At 61.4% G+C, this 17,209-nt stretch carries 15 protein-coding genes; 3 read left to right on the top strand and 12 right to left on the bottom strand.

The features are described 5' to 3' along the window. Positions 1–990 (top strand): tRNA 5-methoxyuridine(34)/uridine 5-oxyacetic acid(34) synthase CmoB, encoded by a 990-nt coding sequence (gene cmoB, locus N6L25_RS03940; RefSeq protein WP_271978082.1) that lies wholly within the window; start codon positions 1–3, stop codon positions 988–990. 111 nt (positions 991–1,101) lie between these two features. Here cmoB and N6L25_RS03935 read toward each other — a convergent pair whose 3' ends face one another. The 11 genes from N6L25_RS03935 to N6L25_RS03885 all read right to left on the bottom strand — a co-directional run bounded on the left by N6L25_RS03935 (position 1,102) and on the right by N6L25_RS03885 (position 14,270). Continuing rightward, complete coding sequence (locus tag N6L25_RS03935; protein ID WP_271978079.1) at positions 1,102–2,397, bottom strand: adenylosuccinate synthase; 1,296 nt, start codon at positions 2,395–2,397, stop codon at positions 1,102–1,104. Between the two features lie 80 nt (positions 2,398–2,477). After that, on the bottom strand, positions 2,478–3,656 hold the full coding sequence (locus N6L25_RS03930; protein WP_271978077.1) for an ATP phosphoribosyltransferase regulatory subunit: 1,179 nt from the start codon (positions 3,654–3,656) through the stop codon (positions 2,478–2,480). 193 nt (positions 3,657–3,849) lie between these two features. Continuing rightward, the gene (gene hflC, locus N6L25_RS03925) at positions 3,850–4,725 is read right to left on the bottom strand and encodes a protease modulator HflC (protein ID WP_271978075.1); all 876 of its coding nucleotides are present in this window, start codon (positions 4,723–4,725) and stop codon (positions 3,850–3,852) included. 2 nt (positions 4,726–4,727) lie between these two features. Further along, complete coding sequence (hflK, locus tag N6L25_RS03920) at positions 4,728–5,918, bottom strand: FtsH protease activity modulator HflK (RefSeq protein ID WP_271978073.1); 1,191 nt, start codon at positions 5,916–5,918, stop codon at positions 4,728–4,730. Between the two features lie 76 nt (positions 5,919–5,994). Continuing rightward, complete coding sequence (gene hflX, locus N6L25_RS03915; RefSeq protein ID WP_271978071.1) at positions 5,995–7,305, bottom strand: ribosome rescue GTPase HflX; 1,311 nt, start codon at positions 7,303–7,305, stop codon at positions 5,995–5,997. Between the two features lie 134 nt (positions 7,306–7,439). Beyond that, complete coding sequence (gene hfq, locus N6L25_RS03910) at positions 7,440–7,691, bottom strand: RNA chaperone Hfq (RefSeq protein WP_092022834.1); 252 nt, start codon at positions 7,689–7,691, stop codon at positions 7,440–7,442. Positions 7,692–7,730: 39 nt separating this feature from the next. Continuing rightward, positions 7,731–8,765 (bottom strand): tRNA (adenosine(37)-N6)-dimethylallyltransferase MiaA, encoded by a 1,035-nt coding sequence (miaA, locus tag N6L25_RS03905; RefSeq protein ID WP_271978064.1) that lies wholly within the window; start codon positions 8,763–8,765, stop codon positions 7,731–7,733. A 5-nt stretch (positions 8,766–8,770) separates the two neighbouring features. Beyond that, positions 8,771–10,669 (bottom strand): DNA mismatch repair endonuclease MutL, encoded by a 1,899-nt coding sequence (gene mutL, locus N6L25_RS03900; RefSeq protein WP_271978062.1) that lies wholly within the window; start codon positions 10,667–10,669, stop codon positions 8,771–8,773. Positions 10,670–10,838: 169 nt separating this feature from the next. Further along, on the bottom strand, positions 10,839–12,191 hold the full coding sequence (locus tag N6L25_RS03895) for an N-acetylmuramoyl-L-alanine amidase (protein ID WP_271978308.1): 1,353 nt from the start codon (positions 12,189–12,191) through the stop codon (positions 10,839–10,841). Position 12,192: 1 nt separating this feature from the next. Beyond that, entirely contained in the window at positions 12,193–12,711 is a 519-nt protein-coding gene (tsaE, locus tag N6L25_RS03890; protein ID WP_271978060.1) for a tRNA (adenosine(37)-N6)-threonylcarbamoyltransferase complex ATPase subunit type 1 TsaE, read from the bottom strand. Beyond that, the gene (locus N6L25_RS03885; protein WP_271978058.1) at positions 12,711–14,270 is read right to left on the bottom strand and encodes an NAD(P)H-hydrate dehydratase; all 1,560 of its coding nucleotides are present in this window, start codon (positions 14,268–14,270) and stop codon (positions 12,711–12,713) included. The genes tsaE and N6L25_RS03885 overlap by 1 nt, the downstream gene beginning before the upstream one ends. A 112-nt stretch (positions 14,271–14,382) precedes the next feature. Between N6L25_RS03885 and queG the strand changes: the two genes are divergently transcribed. Continuing rightward, a complete protein-coding gene (gene queG / locus N6L25_RS03880) occupies positions 14,383–15,465 on the top strand; it encodes a tRNA epoxyqueuosine(34) reductase QueG (RefSeq protein WP_271978056.1) in 1,083 nt (360 codons plus the stop codon). Here the strand turns inward: queG and orn are convergent. After that, positions 15,462–16,016 (bottom strand): oligoribonuclease, encoded by a 555-nt coding sequence (gene orn / locus N6L25_RS03875; protein ID WP_271978054.1) that lies wholly within the window; start codon positions 16,014–16,016, stop codon positions 15,462–15,464. The two genes, queG and orn, sit on opposite strands and share 4 nt — an antisense overlap. Positions 16,017–16,137: 121 nt before the next feature. Here orn and rsgA point away from each other — a divergent pair, with 121 nt between their 5' ends. After that, positions 16,138–17,193: a small ribosomal subunit biogenesis GTPase RsgA gene (gene rsgA / locus N6L25_RS03870; protein ID WP_271978052.1), complete on the top strand. Its 1,056-nt coding sequence runs from the start codon at positions 16,138–16,140 to the stop codon at positions 17,191–17,193. The last annotated feature ends 16 nt before the right edge of the window (positions 17,194–17,209 follow it).

Raw genomic sequence — 17,209 nt, 5'->3', positions numbered from 1 at the left:
ATGACCACGTTTGACTGGCAGCGCTGCTTCGCGCCCCTACTCGATAACCTTTCCGCCACTGGCCTGGAGGACTGGGCCGCCCGTTTGCGAGAGCAACTGACCTGGCGCTTTGAGGACAACCCCCACGGCGATGTCCAGCGCTGGCACAAGGCACTGTCCCGGCTGCCCGAGCTCGCCAATGCCACCGTTGACCTGCAGCGCTCGGCCATTACCCTGCGCACAGATACCGCGGACGGCCATCAGGCGGAGACACTGGAAGCGGGTCTGCGCGGCCTGATGCCCTGGCGCAAGGGCCCGTTCGACTTCTTCGGCATCCATATCGACACCGAATGGCGCTCAGACTGGAAGTGGGATCGGGTCGCCCCCCATCTCGCCGACCTGGAAGGACGCCGAGTGCTCGATGTCGGCTGTGGATCTGGGTATCACTGCTGGCGCATGCTCGGCGCTGGCGCGCGGCGGGTGATCGGGATCGACCCCGGACTGCTGTTCCTGTTCCAGTTCCTCAGCGTCAAACGCTACCTGGTCGATGCGCCAGTGGATCTGCTGCCGATACGGATGGAAGACTTGCCGGCGAAGCTGGAAACCTTCGACACCACCTTTTCCATGGGCGTGCTCTACCACCGCCGCTCCCCAATCGATCACCTACTCGAGCTCAAGGACACCCTGCGGCGTGGCGGCGAACTGGTGCTGGAAACGTTGGTGGTGGACGGACCGGAAGGCTACAGCCTGATGCCTGAAGACCGCTACGGCCAAATGCGCAACGTCTGGTTCCTGCCCAGCTGCGACACCCTGTTGCGCTGGCTCGACCGCGCTGGTTATCGCAATGCCCGGGTCGTCGACGTCACCGCAACCACTACTGACGAACAGCGGACAACCGACTGGATGCGTTTTCAATCACTGACGGACTTTCTCGACCCTGAGGACCCGAGCAGGACGGTGGAAGGCTACCCTGGACCGAAGCGGGCCACGGTCATTGCCGAGAAACCCTGAAACCTGGCCCGCTGGCCACCACCGGAACTGGCTAGTGGGCAATTGACGGGTAGCAAAATGCAAAAAGGGCCAGCGGTTGTGCTGGCCCTTTTTTAGGCGCTTTCGTTCTACTTACTGACCAAACGGATGGCGCATGATGATGGTTTCAACCCGGTCCGGTCCGGTGGAGATAATGTCAATCGGCGCCTCGATCTGTTGCTCCAGGAACCGGATATAGGCCTTGGCGTTCTCCGGCAACTGCTCCAGCTTGGTCAGACCAACGGTGCTCTCCTGCCAACCCGGCAACTCTTCGTAGATTGGCTCGATATCGCGGTAGCTGTCGCAGCCGATGGGCGGACGCTGGATTTCGCCCTGCGGCGTCCGGTAGCCGACACAGACCTTAACGGTCTCCAGGCCGTCGAGCACGTCCAGCTTGGTCAGGCAGATGCCGGAAACGCTGTTGATCTGGATGGCATGACGCAGCGCCACGGCATCGAACCAGCCGCAACGGCGACCACGGCCGGTGGTCGTGCCAACCTCGTTACCTTTCACCGCCAGGTATTCACCGGTAGCATCGAACAGCTCAGTCGGGAACGGCCCGGAACCCACTCGGGTGGTGTAGGCCTTGGTAATACCCAGAACATAGTCAAGGAACATCGGCCCGAAACCAGAGCCGGTTGCGGTACCGCCGGCAGTGGTGTTGGACGACGTTACGAACGGATAAGTACCCAGGTCGATGTCGAGCAGGGAACCCTGAGCGCCTTCAAACAGGATATGCTCACCCTTCTTGCGATAGTCGTGCAGCAGATCGGTGACGTCCGCCGCCATCGGCAGGACCTCCTGACCCAGGGCCATTAGGTCAGCCAGGGCCTGATCCACGTCCACCGGTTCTTCCTTGAAGTATTCGGTGAGCATAAAGTTGTGATAACTCATGATATCCCGGAGTTTGACTTCAAAACCGGCGGCGTCGAGCATATCCCCCACCCGCAGACCGCGACGGGATACCTTGTCTTCGTAAGCGGGGCCGATGCCGCGGCCGGTGGTGCCGATCTTGTCGTTACCACGGGCTCGCTCACGAGCCTGATCGATACGGATATGGGTCGGCAGGATCAGCGGGCAGGCCAGGCTGATCTTGAGTCGATCCCGCACCGCGACGCCACGCTCTTCCAGCTCGCCAACCTCTTTCATCAGCGCTTCCAGCGACAGCACCACGCCATTACCGATCAGGCAGTTGACGTGCTCCCGCAGGATCCCGGATGGAATCAGGTGCAACGCAGTTTTCTTGCCTTCGATAACCAGGGTGTGACCGGCATTGTGCCCACCCTGAAACCGCACCACCGCGGCGACCTGATCGGTCAGCAGGTCAACAATTTTCCCTTTACCTTCATCACCCCATTGGGTGCCAAGAACTACAACGTTTTTACCCATGACTCTCTCTCGATGTGCCGCCACCCCAGGGAGCGGCAACGGTAAAATATCCAAAATGAATGCCGACCGCCAAGCAGCGGTTACAGGGTCTCCACAACCCACTGATCGCCCTGCTTGACCAGGACCCGATCGCAGCCACGCTTGCGCGGGTCTACCGCCTGATCTTCCGGTAAGGCCTGGACAACGACGTCGGTCTTTCGAAGTCCAGCAACAACGCCGCCTAAGGCCGCATCGTCACTGGCCGGCGCCCACACTGCGCCGCTGGACGGAACGCCACGCTCGCCCAGCGCCACCAGGGCACGGACATCCAGGCTGAAACCGGTGGCGGGACGAGCCCGACCAAAATCACTGCCGATGGCGTCATAGCGCCCACCTTTGGCAACCGCATCTCCGTGTCCGGGAGAGTAAGCCGCAAACACCAATCCGGTATGGTAGTTGTAGCCGCGGAGCTCACAAAAATCGAACCCAACACCGACTTCCGGATAGTCCCGGGTCAGCATGGTCGCCACTCGCTCCAGCTGGTCCAGTGCCTGAATCACCGTCGGCGATGCTCCCTGCAATACCTTGCGTGCCTGCGTCAGCGCGTCGAGGCCGCCAGTGAGAGCCGCCAGCTCCCGCAACCGGCCGCCGGCACTGTCAGCCGCGCAGTCGCCCAGCAACCGGTTGAGCTCCGGCACCGATTTCCGCCCCATGGCATCGAAGATCTCAGCCTCGGTGGCCGCGTCGAAGTTGGCTTCGCCAATCAGCGATTCGTAGATGGCTACATGGGCCAGATCCAGATGCACTTGCGGCAGACCGGAGACACGCAGGGTCTCCAGCATCAGGCTGATTACTTCCAGGTCGGCCGACTCCGAAGCGCTGCCGAACAGCTCGCACCCAGCCTGAATCGGGGTACGACCGGTCAACATGTGTCGTGGACGGGTATTCAACACATGACCGGCGTAACACAGTCGCGTGACCCCTTCCTGTTTCAGGGTATGGGCATCGATTCGGGCCGCCTGCGGCGTCATGTCGGCCCGCACCCCCATCATGCGACCGGTAAGCTGATCGGTCAGCTTGAAGGTCTGCAGCTCGAGGTCATGGCCGGTGCCGGTAAACAGGGACTCGAGGTATTCAATCAGCGGCGGGATAACAAGCTGGTAGCCCCAGCGTTGGCACGTGTCCATCACGTCCCGGCGAAGTGATTCGATGCGTCCGGCCAACGGCGGCAGAATATCCTCCACCCCGTCTGGCAGTAACCAGCGATCAGATACAGTCATGCGTTTCTAGTGTCCGTCTGTATCCCGGGGTACAGCCAAGCCGGTCCAGGATAGTAGAGAGTTGAGGGCCAGGCCCGTTGCGGAGCGGAAAACCAGACCAAAACCGGCGGAATTTTACACTGTTAATAGCCACAAAAAAACCGGAATGCCTAAAGAGTCTCCAAGCATTCCGGTTTGCGGATCAATACCAGTCTCAGTTGGCGCCCTGTGGGTCCTTCAGGAAGCGCAGGAAGTCACTCTCCGCATCGATGACCATCAGATCGTCTTTGCTGGCGAAGGTCTTCTGGTAGGCCTCCAGACTCCGATAGAACTGGTAGAACTCTTCGTTGGAGCTGTAGGCGTCGGCGTAGATGCTTGCCGCTGTACCGTCACCCTCACCGCGAGTGGATTCCGCCTTGGCGAAGGCCTCCGCCAGGATGACCGTACGCTGACGATCGGCGTCGGCCCGAATGCCCTCAGCGGCCTCCCGCCCACGGGAGCGGAATTCCTGAGCCAGCTTTTCGCGCTCGGTCGCCATGCGACGGTAGACGTTCTCGCTCACCTGCCCCGGCAATTCGATGGCCTTGACGCGAATATCCAAAACCTCGATACCGAACTCGGCGACGGAGGTTTCGTTAACCCGGTCCCGCAGAGTGTGCATCAGCTCATCACGCTGCCCCGACACCACCTCATGCATGGTCCGCACACCGAACTCGTCACGCAGCCCGTTGTCGACACGAGAAGACAACAGCGACTGAGCCCGCAACTCGTCACCGCCGGTGGCCCGATAGAACTCGTCCACATCACGGATTCGCCAGGCGATGTAGGAGTCCACATCCAACGGCTTCTTCTCGATGGTGAGGTATTGCTTGGAGGGTAGATCGTTAGTCAATACCCGCACGTCGAAACGGCGTATCTGGTCAATCACCGGCACCTTGAAATGAATCCCGGCCTGGATATCGGTTTCAATCAATTCCCCGAATCGCAGTAGCACACCACGATGGGTTTCCGGAATGATGTAGACGCTCGACAATACCAGCAGGACCACAATGAGGGTGCCTGCAAGACCCACAACTCCTTTAGGTCCCATAATTATCTCCCCCTCCGTACGCTGTTACCCTGTCTGTCCTGAATCTCCTGAACCACCCGTTCGGTGAGCGAACGGATGTCGCTTTCGGTCAGGCTTGGGTGCGGGCTCTGCATCGTGTCATCACGAGCGGCACTGCCGGCACGACCAACCAGACGATCCAGAGGCAGGTACAACATGTTGTTGCCACCTTTGGCATCCACCAGGATCTTGCTGGTGTTGGACATCACATTCTCGATAGCCTGCAGGTACATCCGATCGCGAGTTACTCTGGGTGCCTGCCGGTAGACCGCCAGCACCTCCAGGAAGCGTGAGGTCTCACCGTTGGCCCGTTCGATCACCTCCTCCTTGTAGGCCATGGCCTCTTCTACCATGCGCTGGGCACGGCCTCGTGCCTCGGGCACTACCTTGTTGCGGTAGGTTTCCGCCTCTTCCTTCAGGCGCTGCTCATCTTCCCGGGCGCGCTGCACTTCCCGGAAGGAGTCCTGCACCGGTGCCGGCGGCTGGGTGCTTTCAACGTTCACCCGGACGATTTCCAGCCCGGTGCCGTACTCTTCCAGGAACCGCTGCAGGCGCTGCTCCACACTCACCGCCAGTTCAGCACGACCTTCGGTCAATACCCCATCCAACAGCGAGCTGCCCACCTCATGGCGGAGCGCGCTATCGGTGGCGAACGCCAACGCCTGGTTGGAATCGCGAACATTGAGGACATAGTCCCGGGCACTGGCAACACGGTACTGAACCTGCAGTTCCACGGTCACCAGATTCTCGTCCTGGGTTAGCATCTGCCCGCGGGATTCAGCGTTCCGCACGTTGGTTACACGGACCTTGGTGACATCGTCAATGAGCGGGACCTTGAAACGCAGACCGGGGCTCTCGGTCTTGTGGTACTCACCAAAGCGCAGTACCACCGCGCGCTCCTGCTCGTCCACGGTGTAGAAGGACTGGAACAGAACGTAACCAACCAGCAGGATGCCGACCAGAGCCAGAATCGCGCCGAAGCCGCCGCTGCTGTCAGAGGAGCCGCCGGTACCGCTTGATTTACCGCCTTTGCCGCCCAGCATCTTGTTGAGCCGGTCGAGCCCTTTTTTCAGTGCCTCGTCCAGATCTGGGGGCCCTTGGTCGTTGCCACGACGACCACCCGTTCCCCAGGGGTCATTGTCGTTTCGGTTTCCACCCGGTTCATTCCAGGCCATAGTCCTCTCCGTTCTAAACTGTTCGAATGGCTGCAAATACTAGGGATTTATCGACGCGCGGGCAATAGCAACCAACCTACAAAGCGCCATCATCCCCTGCACCCTCCAGGCGAACATCGCTCTCGCTCAGGCCCGCTCGCCTTAGCAACTGTAGCCAGTCCCGCTCCTGAAGGCGAACTTCCATGACCGTGTCACCGTTGTCACGATGCCGTTCGCTGAGTACCGAGCCTGCCTGGTGCAACAAGGAGCGAAACTTGCCGTCGGCGGGCCCCAACACCACAAACTGGTGCAACACCCTCTCCGCCAGGCGCTCCACGATGGCATCCGACAACTCGGTCATGCCGTCGCCGGTAACCGCGGACACCCAGACCCGCATCGGCACACCCTGTTCGTTTCGCTCCACCCGGGGCCGAAAATCATCCAGCAGGTCGATCTTGTTAAACACCTGAAGCACCGGCACCTCATCGGCGCCAATCTCCAGCAGCACCTCCTCCACCTGATCGATGTTGTCATCGCGACGCTCATCACGGCAATCGATGACGTGAAGCAGCAGGGTGGCGTCGGTGGTTTCCTCCAGTGTCGCTCGGAAGGCCTCCACCAGCTTGTGGGGAAGGTGCCGGATAAATCCCACGGTATCGGCAATTACCACGGCCCCGATGTCTGGCAGCTCCAGCCGACGCAGGGTTGGGTCCAGCGTGGCGAACAACTGATTGGCGGCGTAGACCGTAGACTCGGTCATTTGATTGAACAGCGTCGATTTGCCGGCGTTGGTATAGCCCACCAATGACACCGTCGGAATGTCCGCGCGATGGCGTGCCCGCCGGCCCTGGTCCCGCTGTTTACGAACCTTCTCTAGCCGGCGGTGAATCGATTTGATGCGCTCTCGCAACAGCCTGCGGTCCGTTTCCAGCTGGGTCTCACCGGGCCCACGCAGGCCGATACCGCCCTTTTGCCGCTCCAGGTGGGTCCAACCCCGAACCAGTCGGGTGGACAGATGTTCCAACTGAGCCAGCTCAACCTGCAACTTCCCCTCGTGGGTTCGCGCCCGCTGGGCAAAGATGTCCAGAATGACACCGGTCCGGTCCAGCACCCGGCATTTCAGCTCCCGCTCCAGGTTACGCTCCTGACTGGGACTGAGGGCGTGATTGAAGAGCACCACATCCGTCTCATAGAGCTGGATCGCCTGGCGAATCTCCTCGAGCTTGCCTTCGCCCACGAACAACCGTGGACTGGGCTGGTTCCGAGAGCCGGTGACCGTTGCTACCGCCTCAACACCCGCCGATCCCACCAGATCGACAAACTCGCCCAGATCCTCGCCATCGGCCTGGGACGAAAACTCGATATGGACCAGGATCGCCCGCTCACCGACATCAGGACGTTCAAACAAGGGACTCAGACTCCAAAGCCAAAACTGACACACAAGAAAAACACAGATACCCGCGCTTTCGGACACCAGGGTTCACGATGTCCAAAAGGGCGGGTGCAGACTGGCCCGAAAGCCAGAAATAACGGGGAACGCTATCAGCCTTCGGCTTCGCCTTCACCGGCAGGATTTTGCTGCGGAATGCGAACGTTACGGGCGGGCACCACGGTCGAAATCGCATGCTTGTACACCATCTGGCTGACGGTGTTTTTCAGCAGAATAACAAACTGATCGAACGACTCGATCTGGCCCTGCAGCTTGATTCCATTAACGAGGAAGATGGATACCGGAATTCGCTCCTTGCGCAGTGCATTGAGGTAAGGGTCTTGTAGAGAGTGCCCTTTTGACATGTATTTTCTCCTGTAATTTATTAAAGCGGATCGTCTTAGTCAGTTTAATGTGGTGCGAGCCCCGACTATTTTCAAGGCGGCGTCGGCATTTTGCCCGGACTCCGAGTCAAGCCAGTTAACGTCTGGCCACTTCCTTAGCCAGGTCAGCTGACGCTTGGCCAACTGCCGGGTTGCCGCCACGCCCGTCGACACCAGGGCATCCCGGTCACTATCCCCGGCCAGGTAAGCCCAGGCCTGGCGATAGCCAACGCATCTCATGGAGGGTAAATCCGGGGTCAGGTCGCCCCTCGCCATTAGCGCCCGAACTTCATCCAGAAAGCCTTGATCCAGCATTTTCAGGAACCGGAGGCGAATTCTCTCATGAAGCACTCGTCGCTCTGAGGGGGCAATCGCAAGCTGCACCACAGTATACGGCAGAGTTGACGATTCGTCTGCCTGCCACTGCGTAAAATAAGGGTAATCCTCAATATCCTGGTGAGAATCGCCCGTCTGTTGCGACTGCGCGGATTGCCAGATCCGGGATATTGGCTTGCCAGTAATCCGAATCACTTCCAGGGCACGCAGCAGTCTCTGGCGATTATTCGGATGGATCAATGTGGCCGCGGTGGGATCCCGTCGCGCCAGCTCGCGATGCAGTTCCGCCCAGCCCCGCAGCTCGGCCTCCTGCACCAGCGCCTGCCGAATTGCCGGATCTGCCGACGGCAGATCGGACAGACCGTGCAACAAGGCTTTGAAGTACATCATAGTGCCGCCCACCAGAAGTGGAATACGACCTTCAGCGGTGATATCCGCCATTTCACGCAACGCATCGCGGCGAAAATCCGCCGCTGAGTAAATTTCCGCCGGGTCGCAGATATCGATCAAGCGATGGGGGGCGCGCGCCAGCTCGACGGCATCGGGCTTGGCGGTACCAATGTCCATGTCGCGGTAGATCATCGCCGAATCGACACTGACGATCTCGCACGGCAGGCGCTGGCACAGCTCGATGGCCAGATCGGTCTTGCCGGAGGCGGTGGGCCCCATAAGGAAAATGGCCGGCGGTAGCGCTCCGGCTGATTTGATGGAATCGGACATAGTAGCTAGCGCCCCCGCAGGAACAGTTTGTCCAGCTCGGCCAGGGTCAGCAGGGTCCAGGTCGGACGACCATGGTTGCACTGACCACTGCGCTCGGTGGCCTCCATGTCCCGCAACAGCGCATTCATTTCAGGGATGGTCAGCTGACGATTGGCCCGTACCGAGCCGTGGCATGCCATGGTGCCGAGCAGCTCATGGGTAACCGCCTCGACCCGGTCGCTCTGACCATGCTCGATCAGGTCAGCCAGGACATCTCTTACCAGCTGCTCGGCATCCGCGCCCCGCAGCAGGGCCGGCAACTGGCGCACCGCAATGGTTTCAGGGCCAATACGCTCGATCAGCAACCCAAGACGCAGCAGCTCTTCGCCATGACTTTCAGCCAGGGCCGCCTCTTTCTGGCTGACCGCCAGCGACAATGGCACCAGCAGCGGCTGGCTCTTGAGGTCCTGCGCCGCCAGCGCCAGCTTCATGCGCTCATAGGTGATGCGTTCATGGGCCGCGTGCATGTCCACGACAATCATGCCCTGATGGCTCTGGGCCAGAATGTAAATGCCATGAAGCTGGGCGACGGCGTAGCCCAAGGGCGGCTCGTCACCGTCCGATGACGGCCGCGTAGGAGCGGCCTCCAAGAGCCCTGAGGCGGGGACCGATTGCAGCCCAGACTCGGCAGCCGGCTCAACAGGCAAGGGTGTTTGCACCCCGCCGCCCTGATTCAGCGACTGGTAAAACGCCATCTGGTCTCGCGCTTCCCAGGTTTTCTGAGCGGGCTGCGGTCTGTGGCCAGCAAACGGCGAAGCCGCTGGCGCTGGCAGCTGGCCCGTGGCGGGGCCGGTGACCGGGCTGTCCATAGCGGTGCCGTCCGCCCCCGATTGCGCCATCGCACCGCGAAAATGGTCGTCGGGGCGCACATCCGCCAGCGCCTTATGGAGCGTGCGAAAAATAAAGTCGTGGACCAAGCGGCCATCACGAAAACGCACCTCGTGCTTGGTCGGATGGACATTGACATCCACCGTGGCCGGATCCACTTCAAGATACAGCACAAACGCCGGATGCCGGTTGTTGTACAACACGTCCCGGTAAGCCTGGCGCACCGCGTGGGCCACCAAACGGTCTCGGATCACCCGGTTGTTCACAAAAAAATACTGCAGGTCGGCCTGGCTGCGCGAGAAGGTTGGCAACGCCACCCACCCCCACAGCCGAAGCCCGGTGGCTTCGGCATCAATCACCACCGCATTATCGATGAACTTCTGCCCGCACAGCGCACCAATGCGCCGTTCCCGGTCCAGCTGGCTGGCCGCTGGGCGCAGGTTCTGAACCACCTTTTGGTTGTGGCGCAGGGTAAAGCCGGTATCGAACCGCCCCAGCGCCTGGCGTCGCAGACACTCCTCCAGGTGGTTGAACTCGGTTTTCTCGGTGCGCAGAAATTTGCGCCGGGCCGGCGTATTGAAGAACAGGTCGCGGACTTCCACCGTGGTTCCCACCGGATGGGCGGCCGGAGAGATCCGCGCCTCCATCTCCCGACCTTCCACCTCCACCCGGGAGGCGGCGTCCTGCTGTTCGGTGCGGGACGTGAGCGCCAGTCGGGACACCGAGCTGATACTGGCCAGCGCCTCTCCCCGGAAGCCCAGGGATGCCACGGCCTCAAGGTCGTCCAGGCTGGAGATTTTGCTGGTGGCGTGGCGACTCAGCGCCAGGGGCAAATCCGCCGCCCCGATACCGGAGCCGTTGTCTCGTACCCGGATCAGCTTCACCCCGCCCTGTTCAACATCCACGTCGATCTGGCCAGCGCTGGCATCCAGGGCATTTTCCACCAACTCCTTAAGCACCGAAGCCGGTCGTTCCACCACCTCTCCGGCGGCAATCTGGTTGGCGAGTCTGGGCGACAGGAGTTTGATGACAGACATGGAACAGAGCAGCCTCTGGTTGCGGCGACAGGAAAAACCCATTGAAGGAAGGCCGGGAACCTTGGCGTTACGCCTCGGCCTTCCAGGCTGGACATCATATCAGAAGGAACGGTGACGGCTCACCCATCGGCAAGCGGAAGTCGCAGGCCGAGCCAACCGCCGTCACCGCTCAGGAGGCAGGGATGCGAATGGTCTGGCCCACCACCACCCGGTCATTACTGAGGCCATTAAACCGCATCAATTCACTCACGGTTGTTTGGTTGTCCCTGGCCACCGCCGACAGGGTATCGCCCCGCCGGATCTGGTAATGACTCACGCCCTGGGTGCCCTGACGCTTCTGCCAGGCGACCAGGGTGCCGGGAGGCGGAGTGTGGTCGAAGTAGTCTTCAATACCGCTAAACACCGCCTGCGCCAGCTTGCGTCGATAGTTGCTGCTGCCCAGGTTGAGCTCTTCGTCCGGGTTGGAAATGAACCCGGCCTCAACCAATATCGAGGGGATATCCGGCGATTTGAGCACCACAAACGCCGCTTGCTCCACACCGGGCTTATGCAGCCGGGTCACCTGATCCAACTGGCGCAAGATGTAGTCACCCACGCCGATGCTGGCATTAATACTCGCGGTCATGGACAGGTCCAACAGCACGCCCGCCAGCGTATCGTCCTTGCCGTCCAGCGAGACCCCACCGGAACCACCGATCAGGTCGGAACGATTCTCGGTGCGCGCCAACCAACGGGCGGTCTCGCTGGTTGCTCCCCGCTGCGACAGCGCAAACACCGAAGCGCCACGGGGTTGTGGCGTGCGAAACGCATCGGCATGCACCGACACGAACAGGTCGGCGTTGTGGCGGCGCGCCAGCAACGTGCGCTCACGCAGGGGAATGTAATAATCTCCGCTCCGAGTCAAACGCGCGGCGTAGCCCGGCTTGCTCTCGATCAACTCCGCCAGGGTCTTGGCCAGCCGCAGCACCACATCTTTTTCCCGCGAGCCACGGGGACCGATGGCGCCCGGGTCTTCACCACCGTGGCCGGCATCGATCACCACGATAATGTCACGTTTGCCGGAGGCATCGTCGCTGAGGGTTGGCTGCGGCGTCGCCACTTGCTCAGCGCCGGCTTCCCCAACAAGGTCCAGCACCAAACGATGGCCGTATTGCTGATTGGGCTCCAACTGGAAGCTGCGAGGCTTGATCTCGCTCTCCAGATCCAACACCACCCGAAGATCGGTGCCATTTCGCGGCGCAGTTCGGATACGCCGAATGGGACTGCCGGCAAGCTCAAGTTGACTCAGGTTGGCGCTCAGGGTGGCATCGCGAATATCAATCACCAGCCGATCGGGGTTGGCGAGGGCGAAAATGTTATGGGTCACCGGAGCACCAACGTCCAGCACCAGACGCGTGTGATCCGGGGCTGGCCAGATCCTGGCGCCCTTCACCTCGGTGGCTGCACTGGCGTTCACGGCCACCAGCGCAGACACCAATGACAGCACCGCCAGCCGGAACCACCTACCGATCACGCCACTCATGCTATCCACCTACGCCTCCCTGGGTAGGACCGGCGGCCAACGCCAGCACAACCTGACTACCCCGCTTGGTTCCCGCGTTCAAATAGGCCATCCTGCCGCCCCCCTGCACCTCAAGACGAACCACCAGGTCCGGCTCCGGCAACACCCCCTGGCCTCGCTCCGCCCATTCGATCAGGCAGACATCGTCGCCAAGGAAATAGTCGCGAATGCCCATGTACTCCAGCTCCTCCGGATCGCCCAGACGGTACAGGTCAAAGTGATAGGCGACCGGCACCAGGTGTTCATATGGCTCCACGAGGGTGTAGGTCGGGCTCTTCACCGCGCCCTGGTGACCAAGACCACGCAGCACCCCCCGGCTGAGCGTGGTCTTGCCCATGCCCAGGTTGCCTTCGAGAAATATCGTCAAGCCACTGCCACTCGCCTGCACCCGGCGGGCAATCTCTCGCCCCAGCTGCTCCGTCTCGCCTTCATCAGACAGGGCGACCGAGCAGCGCACAGCCTCACTTGCCGTCAACGTCATCACTTAACCCCGCGTACTGCCTGTCCGAGCGCGACTTCCGCGTCACGAAGTAGACTCGGCAGCCTATCGATCACATCACCGGGCGACAGCCCCATATAGCCCACCAGGTCGGAGGCCCGGTTGGCACTGGCAAGATGCAGGGTTGCCCCCAGCTCTGTCGCTTGCTCTGCTGCACCCAACTGGGCCAGCAACGCGCCGATAATACCCGACAGCACGTCCCCCATACCACCGGTAGCCATGCCTGGGTTGGCGCCCTGCACGATGGCCAGACCCGCGCTGCCCGCCACCACGGTGCCGGCGCCCTTGAGCACGATAACGCCACCGTATTTATTGTGCAGGGCCGAGGCCGCAGCCAGGCGATCAGCCTCCACCTCGGCGACCGTCAGGTCCAGCAGGCGGGCGGCTTCACCGGGATGAGGGGTGAGGATATGGTTATCGGCCCTCACCGGCACCCGTTGGGCCAGCAGGTTCAAGGCGTCGGCATCCAGCACCTTGGGCTGCCCGCAGGCCAGCACCTGTTGCAACATCTGCTGCCCCCAGGCCGACTGCCCGAGACCGGGCCCACATACCAGTGTCGTTGCGTTCCGAATCAGCGGCGCCAGTTCTGAGCCATGGGTGACGCCATGAACCATGACCGACGGGCAGCGGGCCAGGGCCGGGGCAACGTGCTCGGGCCGGGTCGCCAGAGTCACCAGTCCGGCACCGGCCCTCACCGCAGCCTCCGCCGCCAACAGCCCGGCACCCCCAAAGCCCCGATCTCCGGCCACGATCAGCAGGTGACCGAAACGGCCCTTGTGGGCACAGGCCGATCGCAGCGGCAGCTGCCACTGCGCACTCGACCAATCAACCCGGCGCGCCGCGGGCTCCCCACTGAAACCGTCCAGCTGCGCCGCATCCACCAGCGCATCAAACAGCACCGAGCCGGCACAGGCGGGGCCCTGACCGGTAAACAGGCCAACCTTCAGACCGATAAACGTCACCGTCGCCGCAGCCTGGATGGCAACACCCGCAACGGCCCCGGTGCTGGCATCGAGCCCGGATGGCACATCCACTGCCAGCACCGGGGCTGCGGCCGAATTACAGCGGGCGATCATAGCGGCAAACTGCTCGCGGGGAACGCCGCGAGCGCCAGTGCCCAGCATGGCGTCAACAATCAGCTCCGCGCGACTCACCAACCCGGTCAGCTCCGCCTCGGTCAGTGCCTCCAGACGATGAATCGCGACGCCGTCGTTCACCGCGGCCTGCCAGGCCTGCCCCGCATCACCCTGGAGCCGCTCCGGCGCAGTCATGGCCAGACAGCACACCTCAAGGCCATGGCGCTTGGCAGCCGCAGCAACCAGATAACCGTCGCCGCCGTTGTTACCAGCGCCGCACACCACCAGCACAAGGCCTGGCTGTGGCCAGAGCCGCACCAACTGACGGAAGGTAGCGCTGGCGGCGCGCTGCATCAATTCGAAGCCCGGCACCTGCCCGCCATCAATCAAGTAGCGATCCATCGTCCTGACGACATCGGCGACGTACAGGGATTCTGGTAAGCTGTTAGCACCAGACATGATCATAAGGGTCTATCCCGGCAAAGAATTCGGATTAAGTAGATTGGCCAGAGGTCTGTAAAGAATAGCAAAACGGACGAAAAGGTCACAAATTAACCTTCCCTCATTACCAACCACCATGAGCCACTCTCTCGACAACCTGCCGGACACCATTCGCCAATGGGCCCGCGATCTCGGCTTCGCGGACATCGGCATCACCTTGCCTGACACCGGCAAACACGGCGAGTACTTGCAAAAGTGGCTGGCGGAAGGGCTCCATGGCGAGATGGAGTACATGGCGGATCATGGCAACAAACGCTACACGCCGGATGCCCTGGTGCCTGGCACACTGCGGGTTATTTCGGTGCGGATGGATTACCTGACCGCACCGGACAGCCCCGGTGATGTGCTGGCGAATCGGGAAAAGGCCTACATCTCCCGCTATACCCTGGGACGGGACTATCACAAGCTGATCCGGAAGCGGCTGGCGACTCTCGCCAAGCGCATCGACGACGCCGTGGCCGGCTACGATTTCCGCGCGTTCGTGGACAGCGCCCCGGTGCTGGAACGTGCCCTGGGACAGAAAGCCGGGCTCGGCTGGCAAGGCAAGAACACGATGCTGCTCAATCGCCAGGCCGGGTCGTTCTTCTTTCTCGGAGAAATTTTCACCAGCGCCCCATTACCGATAGACACCCCCTACGACAAGGAACATTGCGGTCGCTGTCGCGCCTGCCTCGATTTGTGCCCCACCCAGGCCTTTCCAGAGCCCTATCGCCTGGATGCCCGACGTTGCATCAGCTACCTCACCATTGAACTGAAAGGCAGCATCCCGGAAGAGCTGCGGCCACTGATGGGCAATCGGGTGTTTGGCTGCGACGACTGCCAATTGGTGTGCCCCTGGAACCGGTTTAGCAAAATCTCAGCGGAAGACGACTTCAAGCCTCGTCACCAACTCGACAACACCGAGCTGGCGACGTTGTTCCTGTGGAGCGAGGAGGAGTTTCTCAAGCGTACCGAAGGGTCCGCCATTCGACGCACCGGTTACGAGGGCTGGCTACGCAATCTTGCTGTGGGGCTGGGCAATGCACCCAGCACGATTCCGGTCATCGAGGCCCTGAAACGCCGGGCACAGCATCCCTCGGCACTGGTGCGGGAGCATGTTCTCTGGGCCTTGGTGCAGCATGGCATCGAGCCGGAATCACCCACCGGGCCTGAGCTTTAGGGCGTCGGATCGAGGCGAAAGAAACTGTCACGATAGTGCCGAAGCTCGGCGATGGAATCGCGAATGTCGTCCAGTGCCAGATGCGATCCCTTCTTCTGCACCCCGGCCAGCACATCCGGTCGCCAGCGGCGGGCCAGCTCCTTAATGGTGCTGACGTCCAGGTTGCGATAATGGAAGAAGCCCTCCAGTTCCGGCATGTACTTCACCAGGAAGCGACGATCCTGGCCGATGCTGTTGCCGCATAGCGGCGATTGCCCCGAGTCCAGATGCTGGCGCAGAAACGCCAGGGTCTGCTGTTCGGCAGCGACCTCGGACACAGTGCTCGCTTTGACCCGCTGGGTCAGGCCATTTTCGCCATGGGTTTTGGTGCACCATTCGTCCATGGCATCGAGCAGGCTGTCCGGCTGGTGAACCGCGATCACCGGCCCCTCGGCGATTATCTCCAGGTTGGAATCGGTCACAATGGTAGCGATCTCGATGATACGCTCACGCTCCGGATCCAGTCCGGTCATTTCCAGGTCGATCCAGACCAGGCGGTCAGTTGCGGACATGGGCACTCTCCACATTGTCGGGTTGTCATGGCGACGCCTGCCGCTGCAGGCAGACACTGGGCAAATAGCGTATGATGTTACACCATAACGACTCCCGATACCGACTCCCCGAACCTACTCCATGGCCAAACGTCGACTGAACAAGCAACAACAATGGCGCATCCGCAAAATTCAGGCGGAACGTGCCGAACGAGCACAACGCAAGGAACGCGTGATCGATCAGCAACTGGATTCTGGCGAACTGGGCGATGAACAAGCAGGCCTGATTATTGCCCACTATGGTCAGCAACTGGACGTTGAAGCGCTGGAGGGAGACCGGCAAGGCACCGTGTTTCGCTGTTTCGTGCGGGCCAATATCGACAATCTGGTGACCGGCGACCGGGTGATCTGGCGTGCCGGCGCGGAGAGCACCGGCGTCATCGTGGCACGCTCCGAGCGCCACACACTGCTGCAGCGGCCGGACAAGTTTGGCCAAATCAAACCGGTCGCCGCCAACATCGACCACATCATACTGGTCATTGCGCCGGAACCTGAGCCCCACGACAACCTGATCGACCGCTATCTGGTGGCTGCTGAAATCACCGGCATACCCGCGGTCATCCTGCTCAACAAACAGGACCTGATCAACGAACATAATCACCAGGCCATCGCCACCCTGCTTGCCCGCTACGAGCAACTTGGTTACCGGGTCGTGCGCACCAGCGCCAAGGCCCCCGATGGTGGCCCCGCGCCCCAGGTGCAGGAGCTGATTACCCGCCAGACCAGCGTGTTCGTTGGTCAGTCCGGAGTGGGGAAATCCTCCATCATACAAACCCTGCTGCCCGATGAATTCATTCGCGTCGGGGCGGTGTCCGAAAGTACTGGCAAAGGCACCCACACCACCACCACCGCCCGGCTTTTCCACCTGGATTGCGGGGGCGACCTGATCGATTCGCCGGGGATTCGGGAATTCGGCCTGTGGCACATGACCGCACAGGAAATCGAGTATGGGTTCCGGGAAATTCGCGAGCTGATCGGCCACTGCCGCTTTCGCAATTGCAGTCACCAGGGAGATCCGGGCTGCGCTTTTGACCAGGCGGTGGCCGAAGGCCGCCTGAGCCTGGAACGGCTGCACAGTTTTCATCGCATCTTGCAAGACATGGCCGAGCAACAGGCCCGAGGCCTGACCGTGTCCTAACCCGAGGCAGGCCCCG

Origin of the sequence: Marinobacter sp. SS21 (assembly GCF_028369065.1) — a bacterium.
Classification (GTDB): Bacteria; Pseudomonadota; Gammaproteobacteria; order Pseudomonadales; family Oleiphilaceae; genus Marinobacter.
Note: the sequence above shows the minus strand (reverse complement) of the source record. Positions and strands in the feature narration are given on the sequence as shown.

Coding starts and splice junctions, on each gene's coding strand:
- mutL (WP_271978062.1), bottom strand. CDS start 10,669: ATGTCTGTCATCAAACTCCTGTCGCCCAGACTCGCCAACCAGATTGCC.
- N6L25_RS03885 (WP_271978058.1), bottom strand. CDS start 14,270: ATGATCATGTCTGGTGCTAACAGCTTACCAGAATCCCTGTACGTCGCC.
- tsaE (WP_271978060.1), bottom strand. CDS start 12,711: ATGACGTTGACGGCAAGTGAGGCTGTGCGCTGCTCGGTCGCCCTGTCT.
- queG (WP_271978056.1), top strand. CDS start 14,383: ATGAGCCACTCTCTCGACAACCTGCCGGACACCATTCGCCAATGGGCC.
- rsgA (WP_271978052.1), top strand. CDS start 16,138: ATGGCCAAACGTCGACTGAACAAGCAACAACAATGGCGCATCCGCAAA.
- N6L25_RS03930 (WP_271978077.1), bottom strand. CDS start 3,656: ATGACTGTATCTGATCGCTGGTTACTGCCAGACGGGGTGGAGGATATT.
- hfq (WP_092022834.1), bottom strand. CDS start 7,691: ATGTCAAAAGGGCACTCTCTACAAGACCCTTACCTCAATGCACTGCGC.
- hflC (WP_271978075.1), bottom strand. CDS start 4,725: ATGGGACCTAAAGGAGTTGTGGGTCTTGCAGGCACCCTCATTGTGGTC.
- orn (WP_271978054.1), bottom strand. CDS start 16,016: ATGTCCGCAACTGACCGCCTGGTCTGGATCGACCTGGAAATGACCGGA.
- N6L25_RS03935 (WP_271978079.1), bottom strand. CDS start 2,397: ATGGGTAAAAACGTTGTAGTTCTTGGCACCCAATGGGGTGATGAAGGT.
- miaA (WP_271978064.1), bottom strand. CDS start 8,765: ATGTCCGATTCCATCAAATCAGCCGGAGCGCTACCGCCGGCCATTTTC.
- cmoB (WP_271978082.1), top strand. CDS start 1: ATGACCACGTTTGACTGGCAGCGCTGCTTCGCGCCCCTACTCGATAAC.
- N6L25_RS03895 (WP_271978308.1), bottom strand. CDS start 12,191: ATGAGTGGCGTGATCGGTAGGTGGTTCCGGCTGGCGGTGCTGTCATTG.
- hflK (WP_271978073.1), bottom strand. CDS start 5,918: ATGGCCTGGAATGAACCGGGTGGAAACCGAAACGACAATGACCCCTGG.